We start from the raw sequence: 24735 nt of genomic DNA, 5'->3' as shown, positions 1-24735 counted from the left end.
ACGAATCATCACGCAGGTGTAACGCGCAAAGCTTCCTCCAGCGTGGTCATGCCTGTGGCCACTTTATGGGCTGCCGCCAGTCGCAAGGGCTGCATGCCTGCGGCGCACGCTGCGCGATGTACGGCGTTCAAGTCGGTCCGGGAATCGATCAGGGTTCTGAGGCTGTCATTCATCAGCATTATTTCGTAGATACCGGCCCGGCCACGGTAGCCCGTATCCCGGCACACAGCACAGCCCGTCGCCCTGCAGGTACGCTCCGGTGCTGGTCCCGGCCATTGTTTGACGAAACTCTGCCAGTCGTCCGGCGTCAATGGCTCCTCGTTTTTACATTCGGGACACAAGGTTTTCACCAGTCGTTGTGCCATGACCCCCAGCAGCGTGGCCTTGATCAAATAAGGCGCGACGCCCAGTTCCTGCAGGCGACTGATGGCGCTGGGAGCATCGTTGGTGTGCAGGGTCGACAGCACCAGATGGCCGGTCAGGGCGGCCTGAATCGCAACTTCGGCAGTTTCCAGATCGCGTATCTCGCCGAGCATGATGATGTCCGGATCCTGGCGCATCAGGGCGCGTACGCCACTGGCGAAAGTCAGGTCGATGCCGGGTTGCACCTGCATTTGATTGAACGCCGGCTCAATCATTTCGATGGGGTCTTCAAGGGTGCACAGGTTGATCTGTTCTGTGGCCAGCTGTTTGAGGGTTGCGTAGAGGGTGCTGGTTTTACCCGAACCGGTGGGGCCGGTGAGTAAAATAATGCCGTGGGGCTGGCGGGTCATGTGCTGCCAGCGTTGCAGGTCTTGCGGGGTAAAACCGAGCTGGTCGAAACTCTTGAGCAGCACCTGCGGGTCAAAAATACGCATCACCATTTTTTCGCCAAAGGCGGTGGGCAAGGTGGCGAGCCGCAGTTCAACCTGTGCCCCGGCCGGGGTTCTGATTTTGATCCGGCCATCCTGGGGTTTGCGCTTTTCGGCGACATTCATCCGGCCCAGGCTCTTGAGGCGGCTGACAACGGCCGTCGTCACCTGTGTCGGAAATTGGTAAACGTTATGTAGCACGCCATCAATGCGAAAGCGTACGCCGCCCTGCTCACTACGCGGCTCGATGTGGATGTCACTGGCGCGTTGCTCGAAGGCGTACTGAAACAGCCAGTCGACGATATTCACAATATGCGCGTCGTTGGCATCGGGCGTCTGGCCGCCGCCGAGGGTGAGTAGTTGTTCGAGGTTGGTCTGCTTGCTGGTTTTATGATCATTTAGCGTGGCGCCGTTGACCGATCTGGCCAGCTGAAAAAATTCCACATTCAGGCGCTGGATATCCAGAGGGTTGGCAACCACACGCTTGATGGGCCGTTTGAGCACTTGCTTGAGATCCGCTTCCCAGCGGCTGACCCCGGGTTGAGCGCTGGCGATGGTAATGGACTGTTGATCTGCCGCCACCGCGAGGATTTCATGCCGTTGGGCAAATGCCAGGGACATCAGTCCGGTAACCGTCACGACATCAATTTTCAGTGGATCTATGCGCATGTAAGGCTGCTGGCATTGCTCCGCCAGCCAGGCGGTGAGGGTCTCAAGGTCGAGGGCCTTGCCGGGGCGACCGGGGTCGATGAGCTGCAGGCTGGCCAGCAACACCAGCGGGTGCACGGCGTTGTGACGAGGCTCGCGGCCAGCGTTCAATGCCTGCTCTGCGCCACCTTTGTGCAGGCGGCCCTGGGCGAGGAGTGCGGTGACCAGGTCGTTGAGATCCAGCCAGTGGTCATGGGCGGGGGCGAAGTGCATACAAGCTCCTTGGGCTTTAAAGCATCGGCCCGACATATCCCTGTCCGGGCCGTGAAGTCCAAAGCCTAGTTGCTGGCCCATCACCCAGGCCTGGCCAATGGTTGCGAGCTATTACCCGGCAACGCGCTGGTGGTTCATGGCGCCACCCTTGAAATCAGCGTCCCGGGATTTGGCCGGTAGCAATTGCACTTCGAAGACACTGACCAGGTTGCGTAGTTTTTCGCCAATCACCTGAGCCCGGTGCCAGCTTTGCTCATCACTCAGAATTTCAATGCTTAACCTGTCGTTGTCGCGCTCTACGTTGACCGATCGGGGAGTCAGTTGCTGCAAGGCAAACAGATTCAGTACGCGGCACAGCACATCGGCCTCTGCCTCGGCCTGAATATAAAAGTGCACCGGACATGGGGCGGCGTTGCTGGCCCAGACGTCGGGGCGGACTGAGTGGCTGACGGCTTGCAGAGGCGGCATGCTAAAACTCCTGATTAGACTGGAGAAATATTTACACGCCAGGGCGGGAATTTTTTATCTAAGATGCAGGATTTAAACGAAATTAAGACTGGATCAAGTCTTAAATACGTCATAAAGAGGTATTTCTATGCGAATCGAGCTGGATGCTTATGACCGGCGCATTCTGGCGCTGCTGCAAGAGGACGCCTCGCTGTCCAGTGCGCAAATCGCGGAGCAGGTAGGGTTGTCGCAATCGCCTTGCTGGAGGCGGATTCAGCGGATGAAAGACGAAGGGATTATCCGCGGCCAGGTGACCCTGCTCGATCGTAAGAAAATCGGCCTCAATACGCAGATTTTTGCCGAGATCAAACTCAACGCCCACGGTCGTTCCAACTTCACCGAGTTTACCGATGCCATTCGCGGCTTTCCTGAGGTCCTGGAGTGTTACGTGCTGATGGGGGCGGTGGATTTTCTACTGCGTATCGTCACCGCTGACATTGAAGCCTATGAACGGTTTTTCTTCGAAAAGCTGTCGATGGTGCCCGGCATTCAAGAGGTGAACTCGATTGTTGCCTTGTCCGAGATCAAATCCACCACTTGCTTGCCGGTATAAAAAACGGCCTTCACAAGGAAGGCCGTTGTCAGGTTGATCCGCTGAATCAGTGAACAAATAGCGCAATCAGGATGATGATCGGGATGGGAATGCCGAGAAATAGCAGCAGAAGTGAGCGCATTTTATTCTCCAGTAAGCAAAAGGTCCGGGGTTAAACAAGGGGTGTGGTGGTAGTGGTCAGATACGTCACTGCATCGCGGCGACGGCCGCCAAAGGTGGCGCACAGGCTGGCGAAGAACGCACCGAGCAACAGGCTGATAAACATCCACAGGGTGGTCCAGGCCGCTACTTTGGCAGCCGTGTCTGCTGCTTCCTTGGCTTTTACTTTGGCGTCTGCAACTGCTTGATGGGCCTTGGCATAGACCTGGTCAACCCGTTGTTCAGCTTCAGGCTGGCTGAGGTTGGTACGCTGGGCGACAATTTGTGCCAGGTAAGTACGGTCCTCTGCACTCAGTTGGCCGTCGTTGCCCAGACTGCGGACAAAGATGCGGGTCACCACACCATGGGCCGCGTCTTCGCTGACGGCGGTGCCACGATCATCGCGAAACAGCGTGTCGATGAAATAGTCCGAGCTATTGCCCGAACCGTGGCTGGCGTTGCTGCCTGCAGCGCTGCCGGCGGCACTGCTCATGGCGGTGGCGGCGCCCGAGGCAACGCTGGCTCCGGCCTGAACGCCGCTACCAATCACGCTGCTGACCGAGCTGGCGATTAACATGGCGGTAACCAGCGTGGCTACTGCCCAGGCCAAAAAGCCGTGGGCTGTATCGCGAAAGTACACCTCATCGCCATGCATGTTGGCCCATTTGACCCGCAGCCGACCTGCCAGATAGCCGCCCATGCCTGAGGCGATGATCTGCGTCACGGCCAGCCAGATGATGGCAGTAATGCCCAGACCTTTTGCTCCCACTCCCTCATTCGCCCAGGGTGAAACCGCCGAGAAGCCCAGGCCGGCACCCAGCATGATGAGTAGCAAGGAGAGTGCGGCAGCTGCTGCTGCGCCGGCAAAAATGGCGGCCCAGGAAACACCTGAGTGGCCAGAAGAGTCTTGCAGGGCAGCGGGATAGTGCTCAGTTGTCCCGATCATTGTTGTTGTGCTCCTGAATGGAAGGAAGTGCAGCGTTCATTCAAGAGATTGCAGGGGATATGCCAATTAAATATTTGGCAGCAGTTTCATATTTTTCAATTAGTTAGAAGTTTTAACGAAATGGACGGTCATGCAGGTTGCATGATTGGGGGTAAACAGGCGGGCGTAATGCATTGAAACAATTTTGCGGGATAGGGCTGAACCGAAACGAAAAACGGGAGCCTTGCGGCTCCCGTTCTCAAGCGGTCGATCAATGATGACGATGCTTGTTTTTCTTGCGATGGCCATAGGCATGGCCGCGACCACGGTTGTCGTCACGGTAGTAACGGCGGTTATCGCGGCTGTTGTAGCGGCGATCATCGGCGTCGCTTTTATTGCCCATGTAGTTACCCAGCGCGCCACCGGCGCCGCCGCCAGCCGCTGCACCGACCAGGCCGCCAGTGCTGCCGCCGACACTGCGGCCCAGTACGTTGCCGCCAGCTGCGCCGAGGGCGCCGCCAATGGCCGCTTCGCCACGGCTGCGTTTGTCGGCGCCTACGGCACTACCCGCTGCGCCGCCGACGCCAGCACCAATCGCTGATCCGGTCGAGCCGCCGAGTTGTTGACCGACTACGGCACCGAGTACCCCGCCTAATGCGCCGCCTACACCGGCTTCGGTGGTGCCACCGGCCGAGGCTACGCCACTGACCAGGCCAAGGGACAACAAGAGAATCGAGGTGAGCTTCATAAGTGAGCCTCAAAGGGATGACGACGCGATCCTGAGGCTGCCGGGGAGTGGTGACAATCGAATTCCGACCAGTAACACGAGTTGTACACAATTATATAACTTGTTGTTTTTTATCGGGAACTTAATGGGTTTTCGAGGGTCTTTTAATTAGTTGGCATAGGCCGTTTTCACAGGAAACGGCCTTTTTTGTGCCTGGAATTCCTCAACCGCTCTGCAGGGGCGAGCAATCCAGCTTTGCAGATTCAGGACGGGTTAACCCGTCCTGGCCATGATCAGCTTCGACGGGCTCGCTGCTTCAAGGCATATGGCCACGAACTTGGAAGTCGGCGTATGGCTGCCATCCCCCGTGCTTTCAAGCGGCACCAGCGGATTGACCTCGGGGTAGTAGGCGGCAGCCTGGCCTGCGGGTATATCGAAAGCCAGCAGCGTGAAGTTTTTGACCCGGCGCTCACGGTCGTCGTTCCAGATCGACACGATGTCGACTTTCTGCCCCGGCTTGAAGCCCAGGCGGATGATATCGGCTTCGTTGACGAACAGAACGTCACGCTGACCTTTAACCCCGCGATAGCGGTCATCCAGACCATAAATGGTGGTGTTGTACTGATCGTGGGAGCGCATTGATTGCAGGATCAGGTCAGGCAGTTTCCCGGTCGCACGGGTGCGGGCATCCACCAGATCCTGGGGCAGCTCGTTAGGCCGGAAGTTGGCGCGCCGGGTCGGGGTATTCCACTGCCGCGCCCCGGCAGAGTTGCCAAGGTAGAAGCCGCCCGGGTGCTGAATCCGGGTGTTGAAATCTTTGAAGCCGGGGATGGTGTCGGCAATCAGTTCCCGAATGCGTCTGTAGTCGGCCACCACCCAGTTCCAGTCAACCGGATGGGTGCCCAGGGTGGCGGCAGCGATACCGGCAATGATCGAAGGTTCCGAGCGCATCTGATTCGACAATGGCTGCAACTGGCCATTGGAGTCGTGGACCATGCTGAATGAGTCTTCCACTGTGACCGCCTGGGGGCCTTCAGCCTGGATGTCGATATCGGTACGGCCCAGGCACGGCAAAATCAGCGCTTGCTTGCCGTGCATCAGATGACTGCGGTTGAGCTTGGTGCTGATCTGCACCGTCAGGTCGCAATTGCGCAGCGCCTCGGCGGTGCGCGGGCTGTCCGGGGTGGCCTGGGCAAAGTTGCCGCCCAGCCCGATAAACACCTTGGCGCGTCCTTCGAGCATGGCGTGAATGGCTTCGACCACGTTGTGGCCATTGTCACGGGGTACCTTGAACTTGAAGCGACGCTCCAGGGAGTCAAGGAAAGCCACCGGCGGGCGCTCGTTGATGCCCATGGTGCGGTCGCCCTGCACGTTACTGTGGCCACGTACCGGACACAGCCCGGCACCCGGGCGACCGATATTGCCGCGCAGCAACATCAGGTTGGCGATTTCCTGGATCGTCTGCACCGAATGCCGGTGCTGGGTGATACCCATTGCCCAGCACATGATTACGTTTTTGCCCTTGAGGTACATGCGCGCAGCACGTTCGACGTCGACCAGGGTCAGGCCCGATTGCTCGACGATGTGATCCCACGAGGTGGCATCCAGGCTGGCGATGTAATCGAGCACGCCATCGGTATGTTCATTCAGAAAAGCGTGATCAAACACGGCAGGCAGGTCGGCCGCCTGGGCATCGCGCTCCCATTGCAGCAGAAACTTGGCCATACCGCGCAACAGCGCCATATCACCGCCCAGTGCAGGGCGCAGGTAGGCGGTGTTGGTTGGCCGGTCGCCGTTGGTGAGCATTTCCAGTGGATGCTGCGGATGTTGAAAACGCTCCAGACCGCGCTCCTTGAGCGGGTTGACGCAGACCACCTGGGCACCGCGTTTAACCGCTTCACGCAATGGCTCGAGCATGCGCGGGTGGTTGGTGCCCGGATTCTGCCCGAGCACGAATATAGCGTCTGCGTGCTCGAAGTCGTCGAACGTCACTGTACCTTTGCCCACCCCGATACTCTGCGCCAGGGCTACGCCGCTGGCCTCATGGCACATGTTCGAGCAGTCCGGGAAGTTGTTGGTGCCGAACGCGCGCACGAACAGTTGATACAAATACGCCGCTTCATTGCTGGCCCGGCCCGAGGTGTAGAACTCGGCCTGATTGGGGCTGGAGAGATTCAGCAAGTGCCTGGCGATCAATGCGAACGCAGCGTCCCAGCTGATGGGCGTGTAGTGGTCGGTCTCAGCGTTGTAAGCCATCGGCTCGGTCAGACGACCCTGGTATTCCAGCCAGTAATCGCTCTGCTCGAGCAAGGCCGTTACGCTGTGTTTGGCGAAGAACGGGGCATCCACCCGGCGCTTGGTGGCTTCCCAGTTCACCGCCTTGGCGCCGTTCTCGCAGAACTTGACCAGGCCGCTTTCCGGCGAGTCGCCCCATGCACAACCCGGACAGTCGAAACCGCCGTTCTGGTTGGTTTTGAGCATCATGCGCAGGTTTTTCAGCGCGTTGTCGCTGGTCAACCAGGCCTGCGCCACACTGATCAGCGCGCCCCAGCCACCTGCCGGGCCTTTGTAGGGCTTGTAGCGTGGGGTAGGGGTCTGGTCGGCTTGATGATGAGTGCTCACGCTTGACTCTCCTGCGCCGGGCTGTACACCCGTGGTGCGCTTTTTTGTGGCAGATGAATGAGGTTGAGGTTGTGGCGTCGGGCCCATTGCAGCGCCAGGCCGGTAGGCGAGGACAGGCTGATCAGGGTCTGGATACCGGCGCGCAACACTTTTTGAATCAGTTCAAGGCTGCAACGGCTGGTAACTATTGCCGCACCGCCGCTGAAGTCGATGTTCTGGCGTACCAGTGCGCCGATCAATTTGTCGAGGGCGTTGTGTCGGCCGATGTCCTCGCGACCCATCAGCAACTCACCCCGCGCGTCCATATAAACAGCTGCGTGGACCGCACCGCAGTGTTGGCCCAGCGGCTGGAATTCACTGATGCGCTGGCGCAAACCCTCAAGCCATTGGGCGGGCGGCAAGGGCGCCCCTGCAAGTACGTTGAGCTCGGGCAGGGCCTGTTCCACCGCTTCCACCCCACACAGCCCGCAGCCGCTGGTGCCCGCCAGTTGCCGGCGCTGCTGCTTGAGATTCCAGAACGCCCGACTGGCGATTTCGACCTGTGCGTATTGGGCCGGGCCTGCGCCGGTGAGCTTGAGGTCGTAGATTTCGCTGGCGTCTTTAATGATTCCGCTGCCCAGGCTGAAGCCGACGATGAAGTCTTCAAGGTCAGTGGGCGTGACCAGCATCACGGCCTGGCTGATGCCGTTATAGGCGATGGCCAGGGCAACTTCTTCGGCCAGTGCGGTTTCAGCGCCGCTGCTGTGGTCCAGCGTGACGTAGTGGTAGTTCTGGCTGGCAGCGGGAGTCACAGAGGCGGGTGCCGCGCACTGGGGGCGCTTGGCGTTCATAGGGCAGTACCGACATTTGGGTCAGTACAAGCCTAGGCGCGACACAGTGTCACGTCTAATCGCTAGTCCTTATCTATTGATAGATGGCGTCGATCAAGAAGGCTTGGCTGATTGTTGGTACATCCCGAAGCAGGCCTCGGCCAGCGCCGAACGGGGGGCGGCCCGGCGCATGATCAGGCCAAGGCGGGACAAGGTATTGGCGTCCTGAATCGGGTGCAGGCGCAGGTTGTCGGTCAGAGCTTCAAGCCCGCCCTCCAGCGGCATTACCGCGCAACAAAAACCACCGTGTACGGCCTGCAACAGTTGATGAACGGCATCGGTTTGCAGGATGGGCCGGGGCGTGAGGCCACGACTATGGAAGTTGTGATCGATGGACTGGCGAAAGTGCATACCGCTGCTCAGCAGGCCAAGGGGCAATTCAATCAGTGCCTCCCAGCTCAGGGGTTGCTCGCCGAAGTTGAAGTGCCGCTGGTCGTAAAGCAGCCCCATGCGTGTTTCCCCGAGGGCCTGAAAATCAAAGCGCTCCTGATCCAGGCGGTCCAGATAGGACACGCCCACGTCCAGCCGGTTACTGGCCAGCTGTTCAAGAATTTGCTCGGAGCTCAGGGCTGACAGCTCAAAACGCAGTTCGGGGTGCTCCTGATGCAGGCGCTGTAATAAAGGCAGCGGATCAAAACTTGAGAGCGGCACCACCCCCAGACGCAACGTCCCAATCAAATTGCCGCGACATGCAGCGGCCTCTGCCTGCAAGCCGTCGTAGGCGGCCAGAACAGTTCTGGCCCAGGCCAGCACCCGCTCGCCGGGAGCGGTAAAACTCTCGAAACGCTGGCCGCGGTTGACCAGTTGCAGGTCGAGTTCTTGCTCAAGGCTGCGCAGGCGCATGGACAGGGTGGGCTGGGTGATATGGCAGCGGGCGGCGGCCTGGCCGAAGTGCCGGGTTTCGTCCAGGGCTATGAGGAATTTCAGCTGTTTAATGTCCATCGTCGCTCCACGCGCTATTCACGGGCCGATTCTAGCGCGCCTGGTTCGCAGCCTGCTTCGCCAATGATGGTCTACGCTAGTGGATCTGGATATCTCAACCCTTGGAGCGTGATTCATGAGTATTTTTAGCTTTGTGAAAGAAGCCGGCGAGAAATTGATCGACCTGCTGACCCCGGGCAATGCCAATGCCAGTGAAGAGCTCAAGAAACACGTTGAACAGGTAGGTCTGGGCAACCCGAACATTACGGCCACCGTTGACGGCGACAAAGTCACGGTGAGCGGTGAAGTGGCCACTCAGGAAGAGAAAGAAAAAATCATTCTGGCCGCGGGCAACATTGCCGGTGTAGCCAGTGTTGAAGACAAGATCACCGTCACCGGGCCGGTGGTTGTGGCTTCCAAATTTGTAGTGGTAGAAAAAGGTGACACCCTCAGCGCGATTTCGCTGCGGGTGTATGGCAATGCCAACCAGTACAACAAGATTTTTGAAGCCAACAAGCCACTGCTCAAAGACGTCAACAAAATCTATCCGGGGCAGACACTGCGGATTCCTGAGTAACCCCGTCACTCATTTGCAGGAGCGAGCTTGCTCGCGAGCCTTTAACAGCTCGCTCCTGCATGGACAGGGCGTAATTTCTCAAAGCCCTTGCAGCAAATCCCGGTAATCCCCCAGCGCAGCAAACTCCTCGGTATCTTTCGGGCCCTTTTTGCTGTCCGGCTGTTTCACCGCCAGCAAGTGGGCCACGCCAAAGTCACGGGCACTGCGCAGGATCGGCAAGGTGTCATCGATAAACAGGCTGCGGGATGGGTCAAAGCCGATATCGGCTTGCAGGGCATGCCAGAAAGCCGGGCTTTCCTTGGGGAACCCATAATCGTGGGAACTGATCAGGCGCTCGAAGTAAGGCGCCAGCTCTATCCGCTCCATTTTTAACGACAACGAATCGCGGTGCGCGTTGGTGATCATGATCACCCGCTTGCCGGCCTGTCTGGTCGCTGCCAGAAAGGTGTCGGCATCGGGCCGCAAGGCAATCAGGTTGGCGGTTTCGAGCTTGAGTTCGCGCACCGGGATCTTCAGCTCGGTGCTCCAGAAGTCCAGGCAATACCACTGCAACTGGCCAGCATTGCGCTCAAACAGCGGCGTCAGCTCCAGGTCGGCCATTGCCCGGCTGATGCCATGCAACTCGGCATAACGCTGGGGCAGGTGTTCCAGCCAGAAGTGATTGTCGTAATGCAAGTCGAGCAGGGTGCCGTCCATGTCGAGCAGTACGGTATCAATGTCGCCCCAAGGTAACGCTGTCATGCAAAACTTCTCCCGCAGTTGAAAAACTTCCGACACAGACAATCGGAAAAGCCGGGGTATAGTAACCCGTTCATATTGAGGAGCCGCTATGCGCCAAAAACCCACCGTACTTGCCCGTGAAATTGTTGCCAGTAGCCGATTGTTTCGCGTCGAAGAAGTGCAGTTGCGCTTTTCCAATGGTGTCGAGCGCACATACGAGCGGCTGGTGGGGCGTGGCAACGGCTATGGCGCGGTTATGATTGTGGCCATGATCGATTCCGAACACGCGATTCTGGTTGAAGAGTACTGCGGCGGTACCGATGAGTACGAAGTGTCTTTACCCAAAGGCCTGATTGAGCCGGGCGAAGATGTGCTGGCCGCCGCCGAGCGTGAACTGAAGGAGGAGGCCGGTTATGGCGCCCGCCAGCTGGAACACCTCACCGAGCTGTCGCTGTCGCCGGGTTACATGAGTCAGAAGATCCAGGTGGTGCTGGCCACCGACCTCTATGAAGAGCGTCTGGAAGGTGATGAACCCGAGCCGATGCGGGTTGAGCGGGTCAATCTGCGTGAGCTGTCGAGTCTGGTGCAAAACCCGCAATTCAGCGAAGGCCGTGCTCTGGCTGCACTGTATCTGGCGCGGGATTTGTTGACCCAGCGCGGAGTATTCGTGCCGTGAGCGATTTTCCCCACCCGTTGATTGCAGGCGTCATCGCCCTGGCCCATGCCGCAGGGGACGCGATCTTGCCGTTCTGGCGTGCCGACGTTGCCGTGACCGCCAAGGCGGATGATTCGCCGGTTACCGCTGCCGATCTGGCGGCCCACCATGTGCTGCTCGATGGCTTGACGGCGCTGGCCCCGCAGATCCCGGTACTGTCTGAAGAAGACGCCAATATTGCACAGAGCGTGCGCGCCGGCTGGACCAGCTGGTGGCTGGTTGATCCGCTGGATGGCACCAAGGAATTTATTTCAGGCAGTGAAGAATTCACCGTCAATATTGCGCTGATCGAACACGGTCGTGTGGTCTTCGGCGTGGTCTCAATGCCCACCAGCGGTCGTTGTTACTACGGTGGTGCAGGGCTGGGTGCATGGCGTGAGGATGGCGGCGTGAGCTCGCCCATCAGCGTGCGCAACGCCCCGCCTGCAGGCCAGCCGTTAACGGTGGTCGCCAGTCGCCGGCATTCCAGCCCTCAGCAAGAGCGCTTGTTGGCGGGTTTAAGCGAGCAGCTGGGCGAGTTGCAGCTGACCAGCGTAGGCAGTTCGTTGAAGTTTTGCTTGCTGGCCGAGGGAGCCGCCGATTGTTATCCGCGTCTGGCGCCGACTTCACAGTGGGACACGGCGGCGGCTCAAGGCGTGCTCGAAGGTGCAGGAGGGGTGGTGCTGCAACTGGATGGCGAACCGTTCTGCTATCCGGCGCGTGAGTCGCTGCTCAATGACCATTTTCTGGCATTGCCGGCCAGGGCGCCGTGGCGCCAACAGCTGCTGGCCCTGGCGCAAAACAAGCTGTAGGAGCGAGCTTGCCGGCGATCTTCTGCCACCTTGCGAGCAAGCCCGCTCTTACAGGATCAGTGATTTAGCGGTGCAACACATACTGCCCGCTGAACCTCACCGCATCCTCTGCACCCTCGGCATTGATGACCCGGGTCTCGAGGGTCAGGCGTGCGCGGCCATGGCGTTGGTACATGGCCAGAAACTTGTTCCAGGCCGCATCGGCAGGTGCATCGCATAGCACGATAGCGTCCCGGGTCACGGGCAGCGGGTAGCTGATGTGACCTTCCTGAATCACGATATGCCCGTCTTCAATCCCCGCCTCGCGCAGGCTCAAGTGCAGCCAGCCCCAGCCTGCAAGCACCGCGCCGCAGTACAGGCTGCCGCCGAACATGGTGCTTTTGTGGTTAATGTTGGCCGCCAGCGGCATCTGCAGGCGCAGTTGGTGCTGGTGCCAGCCTATGACCTTCAGGCCCATTTCACGGGTAAGCGGAATGTCGTGATGGAGGACGGATTCCAGATAACGACTGTCGCGATTCATGCCATGGCCTCTTCAATCAAGTTCATCGGTGTGCGGGTGACTGCCACTCTCGAAGTTCAGCCCGTGTTTGCGCAGTTTGTCGTGCAAGGTTTTACGCGGTACACCCAGCGCTTCAGCCAGGCTGCGCATGGAACTGTGGGAGCGCTCGAGTTCGGCGGCGATCAGGCTTCTTTCAAAGTGTTCGACCTGCTCGCTCAAGCCTCCCGAAACTTCACCGGCGGACGAGGGCGAGCCATCGGCAGAGTCATCGTCCAGCGCCAGCTCAAGACCCAGGGCAAAGCGTTCGGCCACGTTTTGCAGTTCGCGCACGTTGCCCGGCCAGTTGTGACGCAATAACAGTGCGCGTTGCGCCGGCTGCAGCACATTGGGTGTGAGGCCGTGGCGACTGCTGGATTCGTCGGCGAAATGCTGGAACAGCATCAAGGCGTCCTCACCGCGCTCGCGCAAGGGGGCTATGCGCAAGGGGGCGACATTGAGCCGGTAATACAGGTCGGCGCGGAACCGGCCCTGGTCAGCGGCCTGGCGCAGGTCTTCCTTGGTGGCGGCGATCACCCGGATATCCAGCGGGATCAACTGATTGCCCCCCACGCGCTCAACCACCCGTTCCTGCAACATGCGTAGCAGTTTGACTTGCACGTCCAGGCTCATGCTTTCGATTTCATCGAGGAACAATGTGCCGCCATTGGCAAACTCAAACTTGCCGATACGACGCTTTTGCGCACCGGTAAACGCCCCGGGTTCATGGCCGAACAGCTCGCTTTCAACCACCGACTCCGCCAGTGCGCCGGCGTTGATTGCCACAAAAGGTCCATTGCGCCGGCTCGACAGATCATGCAGTGCCCGTGCGACCACTTCTTTGCCAGAACCGGTTTCGCCCAGAATCAGTACATCGGCTTTGGTCGCTGCCAGTGCGCCGATTTGCTCGCGCAGGCGCAACATGGCCGGTGAATGGCCCACCAGTCGGGTACTCAGTTGCTGGCGATCGCTCAGGGCCAGGCGCAGGCTGCGGTTGTCCAGCACCAGGGCGCGCAGGGCCAGTGCCCGGCGCACGCTGTCGAGCAGTGCATCGCTGGCAAAGGGTTTTTCCAGGAAGTCATAGGCCCCTGAACGCATCGCCTGCACTGCCAGCGGCACATCACCGTGGCCGGTAATCAGCAGCACTGGAAGTTCCGGGTCCTGGGCGTGGAGTTGGGCCAGCAACTCAAGCCCGTCCATGCCCGGCATACGAATATCGCTGACCACCACTCCGGGCCAGTCCCGGCCGATACGCTCACCCAGGCCGCTGGCCTGTGCCAGTGGCAAGACCTTGAGGCCCGCCAGGTCCAGGGTTTGATACAGGGCCTGACGCAGATGCGGGTCATCATCGATCAGGATGATCTGTACGTGGGGATCGATGGGCTGGCTCATGACCTGGAGTCCTCGGAAGCTTGCAAGCTGACGCCCGGCTCACCTGCGCGCAGACGTAGGGTAATTAAGGCACCGCCTTCCTTGTGGTTGGCGAACAACAACTCGCCGCCAAACGCGCGGATCAGCGTGTCGCAGATGGCCAGCCCCAGCCCCAGCCCCTGAGTACGGGTTTTGGTGGTGTAGAAAGGCTCGCCGGCGCGGCCCAGGGCTTCCATGCAAAACCCCGGGCCATTGTCGCGAATGTACAGGGTGACGCCTTCCGGGGTGGATTGGGCACTTAGCCACAAACGCCGGGGCGGACCTTTCTCGGTCAGGGCATCGAGCGCGTTGGCCAGCAAGTTGCCCAGCACCTGGCGCAAACGTGTTTCACCGGCCTCGACCCACAGCGTGGCAGCAGGCAAGTCGCGAATCAGCTCCACCTCCATGCTGCGCCGGCGCTTGGCCAGCAACGCCAGGGCATCGTCCAGCGCCGGTTGCAGGGCGACGCTTTCCGGCGCATGCCGATCACGGCGGGCGAAGGCGCGCAGGTGCGCGATAATCGACGCCATGCGGCCAGTCAGTTCGTTGATCAGTTTGAGATTGCCGCGCGCGTCTTCGATGCGCTGGTGATCGAGCAGCACTTCAGCGTTTTCGGCATAGCTGCGAATGGCCGCCAGCGGTTGATTGAGTTCGTGGCTGATGCTGGCGGACATGGTACCCAGCGCTGACAGTTTGCCCGCCTGCACCAGATCGTCCTGAGCGCGCACCAGCTCCTGTTGCGCCTGTTCGCGCTCCAGCACTTCCTTGCGCAGCCGCTGGTTGAGGCCTTCGAGGTCACTGGTGCGTTCTGCCACACGCATTTCCAGCTCGCGGCGCGCCTTGCCCTCGAAGGCGATGCGTTCAAGGTAATGGCGACGGCGCTGCATCATCAAACTGATCAACAGCATCACCACCAGCAAGGTTGCGCCGCCGATGGCCAGTGCCGTGCGTACCGGCCGGTCGATCAGGGTACGTGGGGCAAGAATGTTGACGCTCCAGCCGGTTTCGTCGATTTTCTGGGTCTGTACCAGCCAGGCATTCAAGTCGAGTTTGAGCGGCTGCGGGTCGCGGGTCGGGTAGGGCAGGATGGCGAAAATGGCCTCGCGCTCTTCTGGTGACAGATCGCGGGTGGCGCGGAAACGCCACTCCGGACGCGAAGTAAGAATGACCACACCGTTGTGGTCGGTCATCAGCAGTTGCTCGGGGGTCTTGCCCCACAGCTGTTCGGTGTGATCGAGGTCGACCTTGACCACCAGCACACCGATTTTTTTATCGCCTTCCAGGACCGGTGCGGCAAAGTAATAGCCGCGTTTGCCGGAGGTGGTACCCAGCCCGAAGAAACGCCCCAGCTTGCCTTCCATCGCTTCGCTGAAATAGGGGCGGAAGGCGAAATTGCGGCCGATAAAACTGTCGTTTTTATCCCAGTTCGATGTGGCCAGGGTGTCGCCATGGGTGTCCAGCAGATACATCACCACCGCGCCGGTCTGGGTGCTGATGTCATTGAGCAACTCATTGGCCCTGGCCTGGGCCCGCGGGTCCTCCGGATTTGCCAGCACGGCACGCAACGCAGGCAGCTCGCCGAGGATCTGCGGCAGCACTTCATAACGATGCAGGGTGCCCAGCAGGTTGGCGACATAGAGATCGAGGGTCTGGCGATTTTGCCCGGCCAGTTCACTGCGGTAATAGCGCTCGGCCAGGTGTTGCAGCGGCCACAGCAAAGGCGCCAGACACAATGCCAGCAAGGCCAGGCTGCGCCATCGGGGTCTGCGAGGAACTGAAGGGGTCGTGATCATCGAATAATGCGCCGCGAGAGTACGGCGCAGTATACCCAGCCTTTGTTGTAGCGATGCAGACGGCGAGGGTGCACTGGCGGACCGCGTTGCGGCTATCGCTGGCAAGCCAGCTCCCACAGTAAACCCAGCCTTTGTTGTAGCGCCAGCTCCCACAGGTTTGCGCAGGGCAGTTATATCCGGTCTTTGTTGTAGCGATGCAGACGGCGAGGGTGCACTGGCGGACCGCGTTGCGGCTACCGCTGGCAAGCCAGCTCCCACAGTAAACCCAGCCTTTGTTGTAGCGCCAGCTCCCACAGGGTTGGCACAGGGCAGTTATATCCGGTCTTTGTTGTAGCGATGCAGGCGGCGAGGGTGAACTGGCGGACCGTGTTGCGGCTATCGCTGGCAAGCCAGCTCCCACAGTAAACCCAGCCTTTGTTGTAGCGCCAGCTCCCACAGGGTTTGCGCAGGGCAGTTATACCCGGCCTTTGTTGTAGGAGCTGGCTTGCCAGCGATGCTGGCAGCAGTTTCTGCGCAGGTCAGTGTTGCGCGGCCAGGCACTCACGTAATGCGTTTTGCCAGGCGGGCTGAGCGACGTGCCACTCGCGCTCAAGGCGGCTGCAATCAAGACGCGAGTTTTGTGGCCGGGCAGCCGGTGTCGGATAGGCGCTGGCCGGGATCGGCTCCAGGGTTGCGCAAGGCTTGCCCTGGGCTGACAGGTGTTCGGCAATGGCCTGGGTAAAACCAAACCACGAGGTTTCGCCCTGGGCCGTGAGGTGGTAAATCCCCCATGCTCCGGCTTCTGCGGCTTGCCAGCGCTCAATCAACAGGCGCGTGCTGCGGGCAATGGTGCCCGCCCAGGTAGGCGCCCCGACCTGGTCCGCCACCACCCGCAGCTCCGGCCTTTCTTGCAGCAGGCGCTGCATGGTCAGCAGGAAGTTCTTGCCGTGGGTGGAGTACACCCAGCTGGTGCGCAAAATCAGACAGTCAGCACCGGTCGCTGCAATTGCCTGCTCGCCCGCCAGCTTGCTCTTGCCGTAGACACCCAGCGGGTTGGGCACATCGTCTTCGGTGTAGGGCGCAGGCTTGTTGCCGTCGAACACATAATCAGTGGAGTAGTGAATCAGCGGAATGCCCAGGGCCGCCGCTTCTTCAGCAAACACTCCGGGCGCGATGCCATTGATGGCAAATGCCAGCTCAGGCTCGCTTTCGGCCAGATCCACCGCGGTGTGCGCGGCCGCATTGATGATCAGGTCAGGCTGGTGGGCCCGAACCTGCGCGCGGATTTGCTCGGGCTTGCTCAGATCAAGCTCGTCACGACCCAGCACTATCAGCTGGCCCAGGCCGGCAAGGTGCTTCTGCAGTTCGATGGCGACCTGACCGGTTTTGCCGCTGATCAGGATTTTCAAGGGCGCTGCGCCGTTACTCATGCCAGCAGATCCTTGGCCTCGGTGAACCCCAGGCGCTGGCCCTGGTAGCTGCCATCCTGAACGCGCTGGCACCACTCCAGGTTATCCAGGTACCACTGCACGGTTTTGCGCAAGCCGGTTTCGAACGTTTCTTCAGGAACCCAGCCCAGTTCACGTTCGATTTTGCTGGCATCGATGGCGTAGCGCTGATCGTGGCCAGGGCGGTCAGTCACGAAGGTAATCAGGTCGGCAAACTGTGCAACCCCTGGCGGATGCTCTGGCGCCAGTTCCTCGAGCAGGGCACAAATACTGCGCACCACGTCGATGTTCTTTTGCTCGTTGTGGCCGCCGATGTTGTAAGTCTCGCCGACCACACCTTCGGTCACCACTTTAAGCAGGGCGCGGGCGTGGTCTTCAACGAACAGCCAGTCACGCACTTGCAGGCCGTTGCCATACACCGGCAGCGGTTTACCGGCCAGCGCATTGAGAATGACCAGCGGAATCAGTTTTTCCGGGAAATGGAAAGGACCGTAGTTGTTAGAACAGTTGGTCAGCAACACCGGCAAGCCGTAAGTGCGGTTCCAGGCGCGGACCAGGTGGTCGGAGGCCGCTTTGCTGGCCGAGTACGGCGAGCTTGGCGCATAAGGCGTGGTTTCGGTGAACAGATCGTCGACGCCATGCAGGTCGCCATACACTTCGTCAGTCGAAATATGGTGGAAACGAAATTCGCTCCTGGCCGGCTCCGGGAGGGTCAGCCAGTAGGCGCGGGTGGCTTCCAGCAGGCTGTAAGTACCGACAATGTTGGTCTGGATGAAATCCGACGGGCCGTCGATGGAGCGGTCAACGTGGGACTCCGCAGCCAGGTGCATGATGGCCTGGGGCTGGAAACGTTCGATGATTGCACTGACCGCGGCCTGGTCGACGATGTCGGCCTGGACGAATTCGTAGCGGCTGTCGGTGGCAATGCTTTGCAGCGATTCAAGGTTACCGGCGTAGGTCAACTTATCGAGGTTGAGCACTTCGTGCGCAGTGTTCCGGATCAGATGACGGATCAGTGCCGAACCAATAAATCCGGCGCCGCCGGTGACTAAAATGCGCATGTGGATATCCCTTATTCCCAGATGGACTTCAAACGTATGGCGCGTAGCTTGTGGGCAGGTGCGAGGTGGTGCAAGTACAAGTTGACAGCAGTCATTGCGGGCAGGGCCGCGCCTGAAAGGGAGGTATTTATAAATATCGATTTATATCGGTATTTATGTCTAATCCTGTTCTCTGGCCAGCAACATTCACGGGGCATGGCGCTGAGCGCCGCCCACAAACTGGGTGGCAATGGCTACGTGCTTGGTGGCATTGGCCTGCAGAGCGCGACCAGGGGAGGGCCAAAGCCCCGGATGAACCGCCTATCGAGGTTTTTGAAAATAATTAAATAAACGTTTTATTGCCGATATTTATCGATTATAAAAGCACCTGTGGTTGACGCATGGTTGCCCTGTGTCCACTGTTTCAGAATTAGTCGTGTTCGATTTCCCCTATACCGCCTCCCTGGAGTCCTGATCCCGATGACCACTTTGCACAGTTCGCCCCGCGCTGATGGTTTTCACATGCCGGCCGAATGGGCTCCGCAAACCCAGACCTGGATGATCTGGCCCGAGCGTCCGGACAACTGGCGGTTGGGAGGCAAACCGGCACAGGCGGCACACGTCGCCGTGGCCAAGGCCATTGCGCGTTTCGAGCCGGTGACCGTCGGCGTGTCGGCCGGCCAGTACGAAAATGCTTGCGCGCACCTCGATGTGCCGAATATTCGAGTGGTGGAGATGTCCAGCGACGACGCCTGGGTGCGTGACAGCGGGCCAACCTTTGTCATCAATGACAGCGGTGAAGTGCGCGGCGTTAACTGGGACTTCAATGCCTGGGGCGGGTTTGATGGCGGTTTGTACTCCCCGTGGAACCGCGACCGCCAGGTGGGTAGCAAGATCCTCGAAATCGAACGCAGTGCGCGTTATTACACCGAAGGTTTCGTGCTTGAGGGCGGCTCGATCCACGTGGATGGTGAAGGCACGCTGATCACCACGACCGAGTGCCTGATGAACCGTAACCGCAACCCGCACCTGTCCCGTGAAGAGATCGAAGACGTGCTGCGCTCGCATCTGGCGGTGGACAAGATCATCTGGCTGCCGGACGGTCTGTTCAACGACGAAACCGACGGCCATGTGGATAACTTCTGCTGCTACGTTGCTCCGGGCGAAGTGTTGCTGGCCTGGACTGACGATGAACAGAACCCCAACTATGCGCGCTGCCACGCCGCAATGGACGTACTGGCAAGCAGTACCGATGCCAAGGGTCGCCCTTTTGTCGTGCACAAAATGCCGATCCCGGGCCCGATGTATGCGACCCAGGAAGAATGCGACGGCGTGGATAAAGTGGCAGGCAGTCAGGACCGCAACCCGTCAGAACGTCTGGCCGGGTCTTACGTGAACTTCCTGATCGTCAACGGCGGCATCATCGCCCCCAGCTTTGACGACCCGATGGACGCGCCGGCCAAAGTCATCCTGCAAAACCTCTTCCCGCAACACGAAGTAGTGATGGTGCCGGGCCGCGAATTGCTGCTGGGCGGTGGCAATATCCATTGCCTGACCCAGCAACAACCGGCGCCGCGCAAGGCCTGATGCACGGCTCCTGTAGCCGCGGATGAGGCCCGATCGCAGCCTCGTCAGCGACTACAGGGTTTAAAACTTATAGGTCCCGGTCATCACCAGACTGCGGGGCTCGCCCGGCATGATCTGGGAGCCGCTGGTGGCTGAGGCGTAGTAGTAACGGTCGGTGAGGTTGGTCAGCGCACCGGTTACATCCCAGTCCTTTTCGCGATAGCCCGCCAGTGCATCCCAGCGGCCGTACCCCGGCAATACCACGGTATTCTGGTTGTCCGCATAACGCTGGCCCACCAGGGTCAGGCCTGTTTCTGCGTACCAGCCCATTTCCGGTTTCCAGGTCAAAAACACGCTGCCATTGTGCTTGGCTACGCCGTTGATGCGCTTGCCTTCAAAGCCGTTGTTGTCCTTGACCACCGTTGCATCCTGCAGGCCAATGCCACCGCGCATGTACCAGTTGCCCCCCAGTTTGCCGCTGGCGGTCAGCTCAATGCCCCGTGAACGTTGCAGGCCCGAGAGCAGGGTGATGGTCGGGTCATCCGGATCCTTGGTCCGACGGTTGTAGAGTTCCAGTTCGTAGACGGCCAGCGTGGTGCTCAAACGATCATCCAGCCAGTCGCTTTTGACCCCGATTTCCTTCTGCTTGGTCAGCTCCGGGCTCAGATCGTTGGCGTTCCCTGCTGCGCCCGGCGTGATGCCGATCAGGCCACCACCCACTGGCGAAAAGGTCTTGGTCCAGGAGGCGTAAAACGAATGGTTTTGCAGCGGTGTCCAGACCACGCCAAGCCGCGGGCTGGTGCTGTGGCTTTTGCGTTCTTCGGTGATGTCCTTGAGATTGCTGGTGGACTCGACCTCAAAGCGGTCATAGCGCAAGCCTGCCAGCACTTGCCATTGATCGTTGAGACGAATCTGGTCCTGAACATAGAGGCCCTGGCTTTCGACTTCGGTGTGGTTGTCGCTGGAAATCAGCATCGGTCCGCTCGGGCGCAGGTTTCGATCCGGGTTGTAGACGTCAACTGCGGGTACGTCCTTGGCACTATAGAGCTTCGGGTCACGGCGCTGGCTGCCGATCTCCAGGCCGGTCAACAGGCGGTGCTCAAGGCCAAAGGTGTCAAAACCGCCTTCGATTTCGAGGTTGTTGAAAAGGTTGCGGGTGGTCATGTCCTGCTGCCAGCTCTGACGATTGACCTTGTCCGTTTTCGGGTCGTAGCCCACCAGGTAAGTGTTCTCGAACTGGCTGTCGAGCTTGAACACGCCCAAGGTGTGGCGCAGTTGCCAGTTGTCGCTCAATTCATAGCTCAGGCGTGAGCGCAGATTCTGGGTTTTGTCATCGATAAAATCATTCTGCCCGCCATAGGATGTGCCGCGACTGACATCTGCCGGCCGGCCGTTGATGCTCGGGATGCCGCGATCCGGGGTGCGGTTGTAACGGCTGTATTCGTATTGCACCAGCCAGTTCAGGTCCGGGGTGATCTGCCAGTTCATCGATGGCGCGAACAATTGGCGATTGCCGCTGACGTGATCACGGAAGCTGTTTTTGTCTTCGTTGCCCATGTTCAAACGCAGGCTGACGGTGTCACTCGGGTCCGCGCTGAGGTCGGCATAGAGGCTGCGCAAGTCTTCGCTGCCACCTTGGGCCTGAATGCTTGATTGACGCCCGAATTGCGGCATCTTGCTCACGCGGTTGATGATACCGCCCTGGCTGCCACGCCCGTACAGTACCGCTGCCGGGCCTTTGAGCACTTCAATGCGCTCGATGTTATGCAGGTCGCGAACGTACTGGCTGTCGTCGCGAATACCATCCAGATAGAAGTCGTTGCTGGCGTCGAATCCGCGAATGCGCAGGCTGTCGAAACGGGTATCAGCCGTGCTGCTGACGTTGGGAATACCGCTCAGGGCTTCGCCCAGAGTGTTGATTCCGTAATCCAGCACATTGCTGGTTTTCACCGAATCGATGGCTTGCGGCACATAACGCGCAGGGGTCGAGGTACGGGTGGCAGTGGTGACATCTCTGACCCGGGGGTCATCGGCCTCGGCTTCGCTGGCGTTAATCGACAGCTCGGGGAGGGTGGTGGCAGCCGTGCCAAATCCGGCGTACAGCAAGGCACACAGCCCCAGATTCAGAGGCGTGAAGCGGCAAGGGGAGAGCATGGTTGAGAAGTGTCCGGGCGGGTGGGATCGGGGGTTATATTTTTTAGGGTGCGAATGGTAATGGTTCTTGTTGCTTAATGTTAATTATTGCCATTAACCCGTCCGGCAGATATGTATCAATTTGTTTCGCCAGCACCAGGCCCTTGCTGTATCTGATTCGCCCGATTCGCGAAACACACTAAAAGCCATACCGGCGTTTTTCCCCTTGTGAGCCAAAGCTAAGCTGGCGCCCTGTCTTGTTGAACATTTGGAGCGACCCGTGAGCACCACCCCTGTCTTGCATTACATCTACGACCCTTTGTGCGGCTGGTGCTATGGCGCCAAACCCTTGATTGAAGCTGCACGCGGCATCTTGCCGGTTGTGGCCCATGGCGGCGGCATGATGACCGGTGCCCATCGCCGCCCGGTGACGGCCCAGTTGCGGGACTACGTGATGCCCCACGATCGGCGGATTGCCGAACTGACTGGCCAGCCCTTTGGCGAGGCGTACTTTGACGGTCTGCTGCGTGATACCACGGCGGTTTTTGATTCAGAGCCGCCGACCACCGCCATATTGGCAGCGCAGCAAGTGGCAGGGCGCGGACTTGAGCTGTTGGGGCGTCTGCAAACGGCTCACTACGTGGAAGGCCGGCGTATTGCCGATGAAAATCTGTTGCTGGCGCTGGCGGCTGAAATCGGACTGGATGCCGAGGCATTCAAGGCGGCTTTTATTGCGGCCAGGGGTGACATGACACAAGCGCACTTCAAAGACAGTCGGGCGCTGCTGGCGCGGGTCGGTGCTCAGGGGTTCCCGACGCTCGTACTGGAGCTGTCCGGTCAGTATCAGGTGATCGATTCAGGGAAGTATCTGGGCCAGCCCCGGGCCTTTGCCGACTGGTTGCGCCAGCTGGATGGCGTAGCGGTGTGCGACTCAAACGTTTCAGCTCCCGCCTGCGGCCTGAATGGCTGTGATGAGTAATTGCTGACGTCTTGGTCAAACTTCAGGAAAACTTTGGCAATTAACAAATTTTTCACGAAATTGACACTTTGCCTTCACGCCGGATAGGATTCCCGCCAACGCCTGTGGCGACTAGCCATACACCAACTTTTCGAAAGACCCGCACGAGTCTTTGCGCGGGTCTTTTTTGTTTATGTGAAGCAACCACCACTCAATGTTTCAGCTTGATACCCACAGCGCGCTTCGTATTCAGAAATAAGGAAAATAATATGTTGAACAAACGGATAGGCCTGCTCGCGTTGGGCGTACTTAGTGCTACCCAGGCCATGGCTAACGATCAAGCTGATGCAAAAGGTTTTGTAGAAGACAGCCACCTGAATGTACTGGCGCGCAACGCCTACATCAGCCGTGACTACAAAAACCATAAACAGGACAAGGCTGAATGGGGCCAGGGCTTCCTCGGCACGTTCAGCTCGGGCTTCACCCAGGGCACAGTGGGTGTGGGTGTGGATGCCTTCGGCATTTACGCACTGCGTCTGGATGGCGGCCGTGGCAAAAGCGGCGCGGGCGGCATCGACTTCTTCAAGCAGGGTGCCGACGGCAAAGCCGCTGACGATATCTCCAAGGCTGGCGCTGCAGTGAAGTTCCGGGTGTCCAACACTGTGCTCAAGTACGGCGACCAGATGCCTGCTCTGCCGGTACTGATGTACGACAACTCGCGTCTGATGCCAGAGAGCTTCACCGGTACACTGTTGACCTCCAAGGAAATCAACGGCCTTGAGCTCAACGTCGGCCGTTTCACCGCCGAATCGCGTAAAAGCGCTGACGCTCGAGACAGCGGCGACCTGAAAAGCATCAATGTGTTCGGCGGTAGCTACAAGTTCACCGACAACCTGTCGGCTTCGCTGTACGGCTCGCAGATGGAAGACGAGCTGAACAAGCAGTACGTGGGTGTTAACTACGTCATGCCGCTGCAAGACAAACAGTCCCTGACGTTTGACTTCAACGGCTACCGTACCCACGTCAAAGAGGACTACGCTCGCGACGTACTGAAAGTAGACGGTCAGGACAACAAGATCTGGAGCCTGGCGACCACCTACGCGTTTGGCGCACACACCCTGACCCTGGCTTACCAGAGCAGCACCGGCGAAATCGGCTACCCGTATGGCGGCTACCGCAATGCAGGCGGCGTGGGCGATGGCGGCAACACCATCCTGCTGGCCAACTCCTACTGGTCCGACTTCAACGCCAAGGACGAACGTTCGTGGCAGCTGGGTTATGGTTTCGACTTCGGTGCCGTTGGCATTCCAGGCCTGACCTACAACATCGCCTACGTGCGCGGCACCAACATCGACGACGGTTCCGACCGTGGCCGTGGTACCGAGCGTGAAATCTTCAACCAGGCCAAGTACGTCGTACAAAGCGGCCCGGTCAAGGACCTGAGCGTGCGTCTGCGCGGTTCGTGGTTGCGTGTGTCGAACAACGCCAGCGACTACAACGTCGGCGGTAACGAAGTACGGGTATTTGTTGATTACCCGATCAGCATTTTCTGATGCCACCGGTCTGCTGAACAGGCCGGACATCTGAACAAGAAATGCCCCGAACATCAGGTCCTGATGTTCGGGGCGTTTTAGTTTCAGCGTGAGTTATTGTGCGTGTCGAGTCTTGAGCCCCTCACAACGAGAGGAAAGGTATCCTGCTTTTTTGGGGGGCCGTGTACAGATGTTGTAAAAAACCTGTTCGCCATTGATTGTATAAGTAAGGTCGCGCTTGGCGGGGGCAATGCTTTGCCGAAGAATTACAGTGCCATTGTTTATCAGCAAAACAGTACGTGGTAGATCAGACTCGGCAATATTGATATGGAATTTGTTCATGAGGCCGGATTCGATACGATAGTTGTGTAATTTGAAACGATGGGTCGTGTTTTCTTCCTCAACCCACAAATTGCAGGAGCGAGCGTGCCTCGCGATGTTCTCAACGACACACAGATTGTCGTTGGCACCTGTCGCAAGGCAAGCTCGCTCCTGCAGACGCAT

22 protein-coding genes are annotated in these 24735 nt (G+C 59.2%); 7 read left to right on the top strand and 15 right to left on the bottom strand.

All coding sequences use genetic code 11. The features are described from left to right. Nucleotides 1-8: 8 nt before the first annotated feature. A complete protein-coding gene (locus FEZ21_RS02680; protein WP_003438365.1) occupies nt 9-1772 on the bottom strand; it encodes a GspE/PulE family protein in 1764 nt (587 codons plus the stop codon). A 111-nt stretch (nt 1773-1883) separates the two neighbouring features. Continuing rightward, nucleotides 1884-2240, bottom strand: coding sequence for a hypothetical protein (locus FEZ21_RS02675; RefSeq protein WP_003438368.1), 357 nt, complete (start codon nt 2238-2240; stop codon nt 1884-1886). Between the two features lie 127 nt (nt 2241-2367). Here FEZ21_RS02675 and FEZ21_RS02670 point away from each other — a divergent pair, with 127 nt between their 5' ends. Then, complete coding sequence (locus FEZ21_RS02670) at nt 2368-2832, top strand: Lrp/AsnC family transcriptional regulator (RefSeq protein WP_003438371.1); 465 nt, start codon at nt 2368-2370, stop codon at nt 2830-2832. Between the two features lie 151 nt (nt 2833-2983). On the opposite strand, the gene FEZ21_RS02665 is transcribed toward FEZ21_RS02670, so the two are convergent. The 5 genes from FEZ21_RS02665 to FEZ21_RS02645 all read right to left on the bottom strand — a co-directional run bounded on the left by FEZ21_RS02665 (nt 2984) and on the right by FEZ21_RS02645 (nt 9055). Further along, nucleotides 2984-3916 carry a hypothetical protein gene (locus FEZ21_RS02665; protein WP_010656864.1) on the bottom strand — a complete coding sequence of 311 codons (933 nt, stop codon included), beginning with the start codon at nt 3914-3916 and terminating at the stop codon, nt 2984-2986. A gap of 250 nt (nt 3917-4166) precedes the next feature. Beyond that, nucleotides 4167-4643, bottom strand: coding sequence for a glycine zipper domain-containing protein (locus tag FEZ21_RS02660; RefSeq protein WP_003438376.1), 477 nt, complete (start codon nt 4641-4643; stop codon nt 4167-4169). Nucleotides 4644-4895: 252 nt separating this feature from the next. Beyond that, the gene (locus tag FEZ21_RS02655; protein WP_160626395.1) at nt 4896-7244 is read right to left on the bottom strand and encodes an FdhF/YdeP family oxidoreductase; all 2349 of its coding nucleotides are present in this window, start codon (nt 7242-7244) and stop codon (nt 4896-4898) included. Beyond that, on the bottom strand, nt 7241-8074 hold the full coding sequence (gene fdhD / locus FEZ21_RS02650) for a formate dehydrogenase accessory sulfurtransferase FdhD (RefSeq protein ID WP_003438382.1): 834 nt from the start codon (nt 8072-8074) through the stop codon (nt 7241-7243). The genes FEZ21_RS02655 and fdhD overlap by 4 nt, the downstream gene beginning before the upstream one ends. 93 nt (nt 8075-8167) lie before the next feature. Beyond that, on the bottom strand, nt 8168-9055 hold the full coding sequence (locus FEZ21_RS02645) for a LysR family transcriptional regulator (RefSeq protein ID WP_003438386.1): 888 nt from the start codon (nt 9053-9055) through the stop codon (nt 8168-8170). A 115-nt stretch (nt 9056-9170) separates the two neighbouring features. Between FEZ21_RS02645 and lysM the strand changes: the two genes are divergently transcribed. Then, nucleotides 9171-9611, top strand: coding sequence for a peptidoglycan-binding protein LysM (gene lysM, locus FEZ21_RS02640; protein ID WP_003438388.1), 441 nt, complete (start codon nt 9171-9173; stop codon nt 9609-9611). A gap of 78 nt (nt 9612-9689) precedes the next feature. Here lysM and yrfG read toward each other — a convergent pair whose 3' ends face one another. Beyond that, nucleotides 9690-10352, bottom strand: a complete 663-nt coding sequence (yrfG, locus tag FEZ21_RS02635) for a GMP/IMP nucleotidase (protein WP_003438390.1) — start codon at nt 10350-10352, stop codon at nt 9690-9692. Between the two features lie 88 nt (nt 10353-10440). Here yrfG and nudE point away from each other — a divergent pair, with 88 nt between their 5' ends. Next, nucleotides 10441-11007: an ADP compounds hydrolase NudE gene (nudE, locus tag FEZ21_RS02630; protein ID WP_003438392.1), complete on the top strand. Its 567-nt coding sequence runs from the start codon at nt 10441-10443 to the stop codon at nt 11005-11007. Next, complete coding sequence (gene cysQ / locus FEZ21_RS02625; RefSeq protein ID WP_010656862.1) at nt 11004-11837, top strand: 3'(2'),5'-bisphosphate nucleotidase CysQ; 834 nt, start codon at nt 11004-11006, stop codon at nt 11835-11837. Before nudE ends, cysQ begins: the two co-directional genes overlap by 4 nt. Before the next feature lie 64 nt (nt 11838-11901). Here cysQ and FEZ21_RS02620 read toward each other — a convergent pair whose 3' ends face one another. The 5 genes from FEZ21_RS02620 to rfbB form a co-directional block, all read right to left on the bottom strand. Next, a complete protein-coding gene (locus tag FEZ21_RS02620) occupies nt 11902-12357 on the bottom strand; it encodes a YiiD C-terminal domain-containing protein (RefSeq protein WP_010656861.1) in 456 nt (151 codons plus the stop codon). Nucleotides 12358-12369: 12 nt separating this feature from the next. Next, nucleotides 12370-13764, bottom strand: a complete 1395-nt coding sequence (locus FEZ21_RS02615) for a sigma-54 dependent transcriptional regulator (protein ID WP_003438400.1) — start codon at nt 13762-13764, stop codon at nt 12370-12372. Beyond that, on the bottom strand, nt 13761-15575 hold the full coding sequence (locus tag FEZ21_RS02610) for a sensor histidine kinase (protein WP_160626393.1): 1815 nt from the start codon (nt 15573-15575) through the stop codon (nt 13761-13763). The genes FEZ21_RS02615 and FEZ21_RS02610 overlap by 4 nt, the downstream gene beginning before the upstream one ends. 518 nt (nt 15576-16093) lie before the next feature. Further along, nucleotides 16094-16963: a dTDP-4-dehydrorhamnose reductase gene (rfbD, locus tag FEZ21_RS02605; RefSeq protein ID WP_003438405.1), complete on the bottom strand. Its 870-nt coding sequence runs from the start codon at nt 16961-16963 to the stop codon at nt 16094-16096. Nucleotides 16964-16980: 17 nt separating this feature from the next. After that, entirely contained in the window at nt 16981-18063 is a 1083-nt protein-coding gene (gene rfbB / locus FEZ21_RS02600; protein WP_010656858.1) for a dTDP-glucose 4,6-dehydratase, read from the bottom strand. A gap of 459 nt (nt 18064-18522) precedes the next feature. Here rfbB and aguA point away from each other — a divergent pair, with 459 nt between their 5' ends. Next, on the top strand, nt 18523-19629 hold the full coding sequence (gene aguA / locus FEZ21_RS02590; RefSeq protein WP_003438411.1) for an agmatine deiminase: 1107 nt from the start codon (nt 18523-18525) through the stop codon (nt 19627-19629). Between the two features lie 60 nt (nt 19630-19689). Here aguA and FEZ21_RS02585 read toward each other — a convergent pair whose 3' ends face one another. Next, nucleotides 19690-21762, bottom strand: a complete 2073-nt coding sequence (locus FEZ21_RS02585; protein ID WP_003438412.1) for a TonB-dependent siderophore receptor — start codon at nt 21760-21762, stop codon at nt 19690-19692. Nucleotides 21763-22021: 259 nt separating this feature from the next. Between FEZ21_RS02585 and FEZ21_RS02580 the strand changes: the two genes are divergently transcribed. Together FEZ21_RS02580 and FEZ21_RS02575 are read left to right on the top strand one after the other, a co-directional pair. Continuing rightward, nucleotides 22022-22720, top strand: a complete 699-nt coding sequence (locus tag FEZ21_RS02580; RefSeq protein ID WP_160626389.1) for a DsbA family protein — start codon at nt 22022-22024, stop codon at nt 22718-22720. Nucleotides 22721-22968: 248 nt separating this feature from the next. After that, nucleotides 22969-24252 carry an OprD family porin gene (locus FEZ21_RS02575; protein ID WP_010656855.1) on the top strand — a complete coding sequence of 428 codons (1284 nt, stop codon included), beginning with the start codon at nt 22969-22971 and terminating at the stop codon, nt 24250-24252. 93 nt (nt 24253-24345) lie between these two features. Here the strand turns inward: FEZ21_RS02575 and FEZ21_RS22570 are convergent, their stop codons facing one another. Further along, nucleotides 24346-24735 (bottom strand): TagA domain-containing protein, encoded by a 390-nt coding sequence (locus tag FEZ21_RS22570; protein ID WP_238839865.1) that lies wholly within the window; start codon nt 24733-24735, stop codon nt 24346-24348.

This window comes from Pseudomonas sp. 9.1(2019) (assembly GCF_009910445.1).
In the GTDB taxonomy this organism is placed as follows: Bacteria; Pseudomonadota; Gammaproteobacteria; order Pseudomonadales; family Pseudomonadaceae; genus Aquipseudomonas; species Aquipseudomonas paraversuta.
Note: the sequence above shows the minus strand (reverse complement) of the source record. Positions and strands in the feature narration are given on the sequence as shown.

Coding starts and splice junctions, on each gene's coding strand:
- aguA (WP_003438411.1), top strand. CDS start 18,523: ATGACCACTTTGCACAGTTCGCCCCGCGCTGATGGTTTTCACATGCCG.
- FEZ21_RS02610 (WP_160626393.1), bottom strand. CDS start 15,575: ATGATCACGACCCCTTCAGTTCCTCGCAGACCCCGATGGCGCAGCCTG.
- FEZ21_RS02615 (WP_003438400.1), bottom strand. CDS start 13,764: ATGAGCCAGCCCATCGATCCCCACGTACAGATCATCCTGATCGATGAT.
- FEZ21_RS02675 (WP_003438368.1), bottom strand. CDS start 2,240: ATGCCGCCTCTGCAAGCCGTCAGCCACTCAGTCCGCCCCGACGTCTGG.
- FEZ21_RS22570 (WP_238839865.1), bottom strand. CDS start 24,735: ATGCGTCTGCAGGAGCGAGCTTGCCTTGCGACAGGTGCCAACGACAAT.
- FEZ21_RS02620 (WP_010656861.1), bottom strand. CDS start 12,357: ATGAATCGCGACAGTCGTTATCTGGAATCCGTCCTCCATCACGACATT.
- lysM (WP_003438388.1), top strand. CDS start 9,171: ATGAGTATTTTTAGCTTTGTGAAAGAAGCCGGCGAGAAATTGATCGAC.
- FEZ21_RS02680 (WP_003438365.1), bottom strand. CDS start 1,772: ATGCACTTCGCCCCCGCCCATGACCACTGGCTGGATCTCAACGACCTG.
- yrfG (WP_003438390.1), bottom strand. CDS start 10,352: ATGACAGCGTTACCTTGGGGCGACATTGATACCGTACTGCTCGACATG.
- FEZ21_RS02585 (WP_003438412.1), bottom strand. CDS start 21,762: ATGCTCTCCCCTTGCCGCTTCACGCCTCTGAATCTGGGGCTGTGTGCC.
- nudE (WP_003438392.1), top strand. CDS start 10,441: ATGCGCCAAAAACCCACCGTACTTGCCCGTGAAATTGTTGCCAGTAGC.
- FEZ21_RS02575 (WP_010656855.1), top strand. CDS start 22,969: ATGTTGAACAAACGGATAGGCCTGCTCGCGTTGGGCGTACTTAGTGCT.
- FEZ21_RS02665 (WP_010656864.1), bottom strand. CDS start 3,916: ATGATCGGGACAACTGAGCACTATCCCGCTGCCCTGCAAGACTCTTCT.
- rfbB (WP_010656858.1), bottom strand. CDS start 18,063: ATGCGCATTTTAGTCACCGGCGGCGCCGGATTTATTGGTTCGGCACTG.
- fdhD (WP_003438382.1), bottom strand. CDS start 8,074: ATGAACGCCAAGCGCCCCCAGTGCGCGGCACCCGCCTCTGTGACTCCC.
- FEZ21_RS02645 (WP_003438386.1), bottom strand. CDS start 9,055: ATGGACATTAAACAGCTGAAATTCCTCATAGCCCTGGACGAAACCCGG.
- FEZ21_RS02660 (WP_003438376.1), bottom strand. CDS start 4,643: ATGAAGCTCACCTCGATTCTCTTGTTGTCCCTTGGCCTGGTCAGTGGC.
- FEZ21_RS02670 (WP_003438371.1), top strand. CDS start 2,368: ATGCGAATCGAGCTGGATGCTTATGACCGGCGCATTCTGGCGCTGCTG.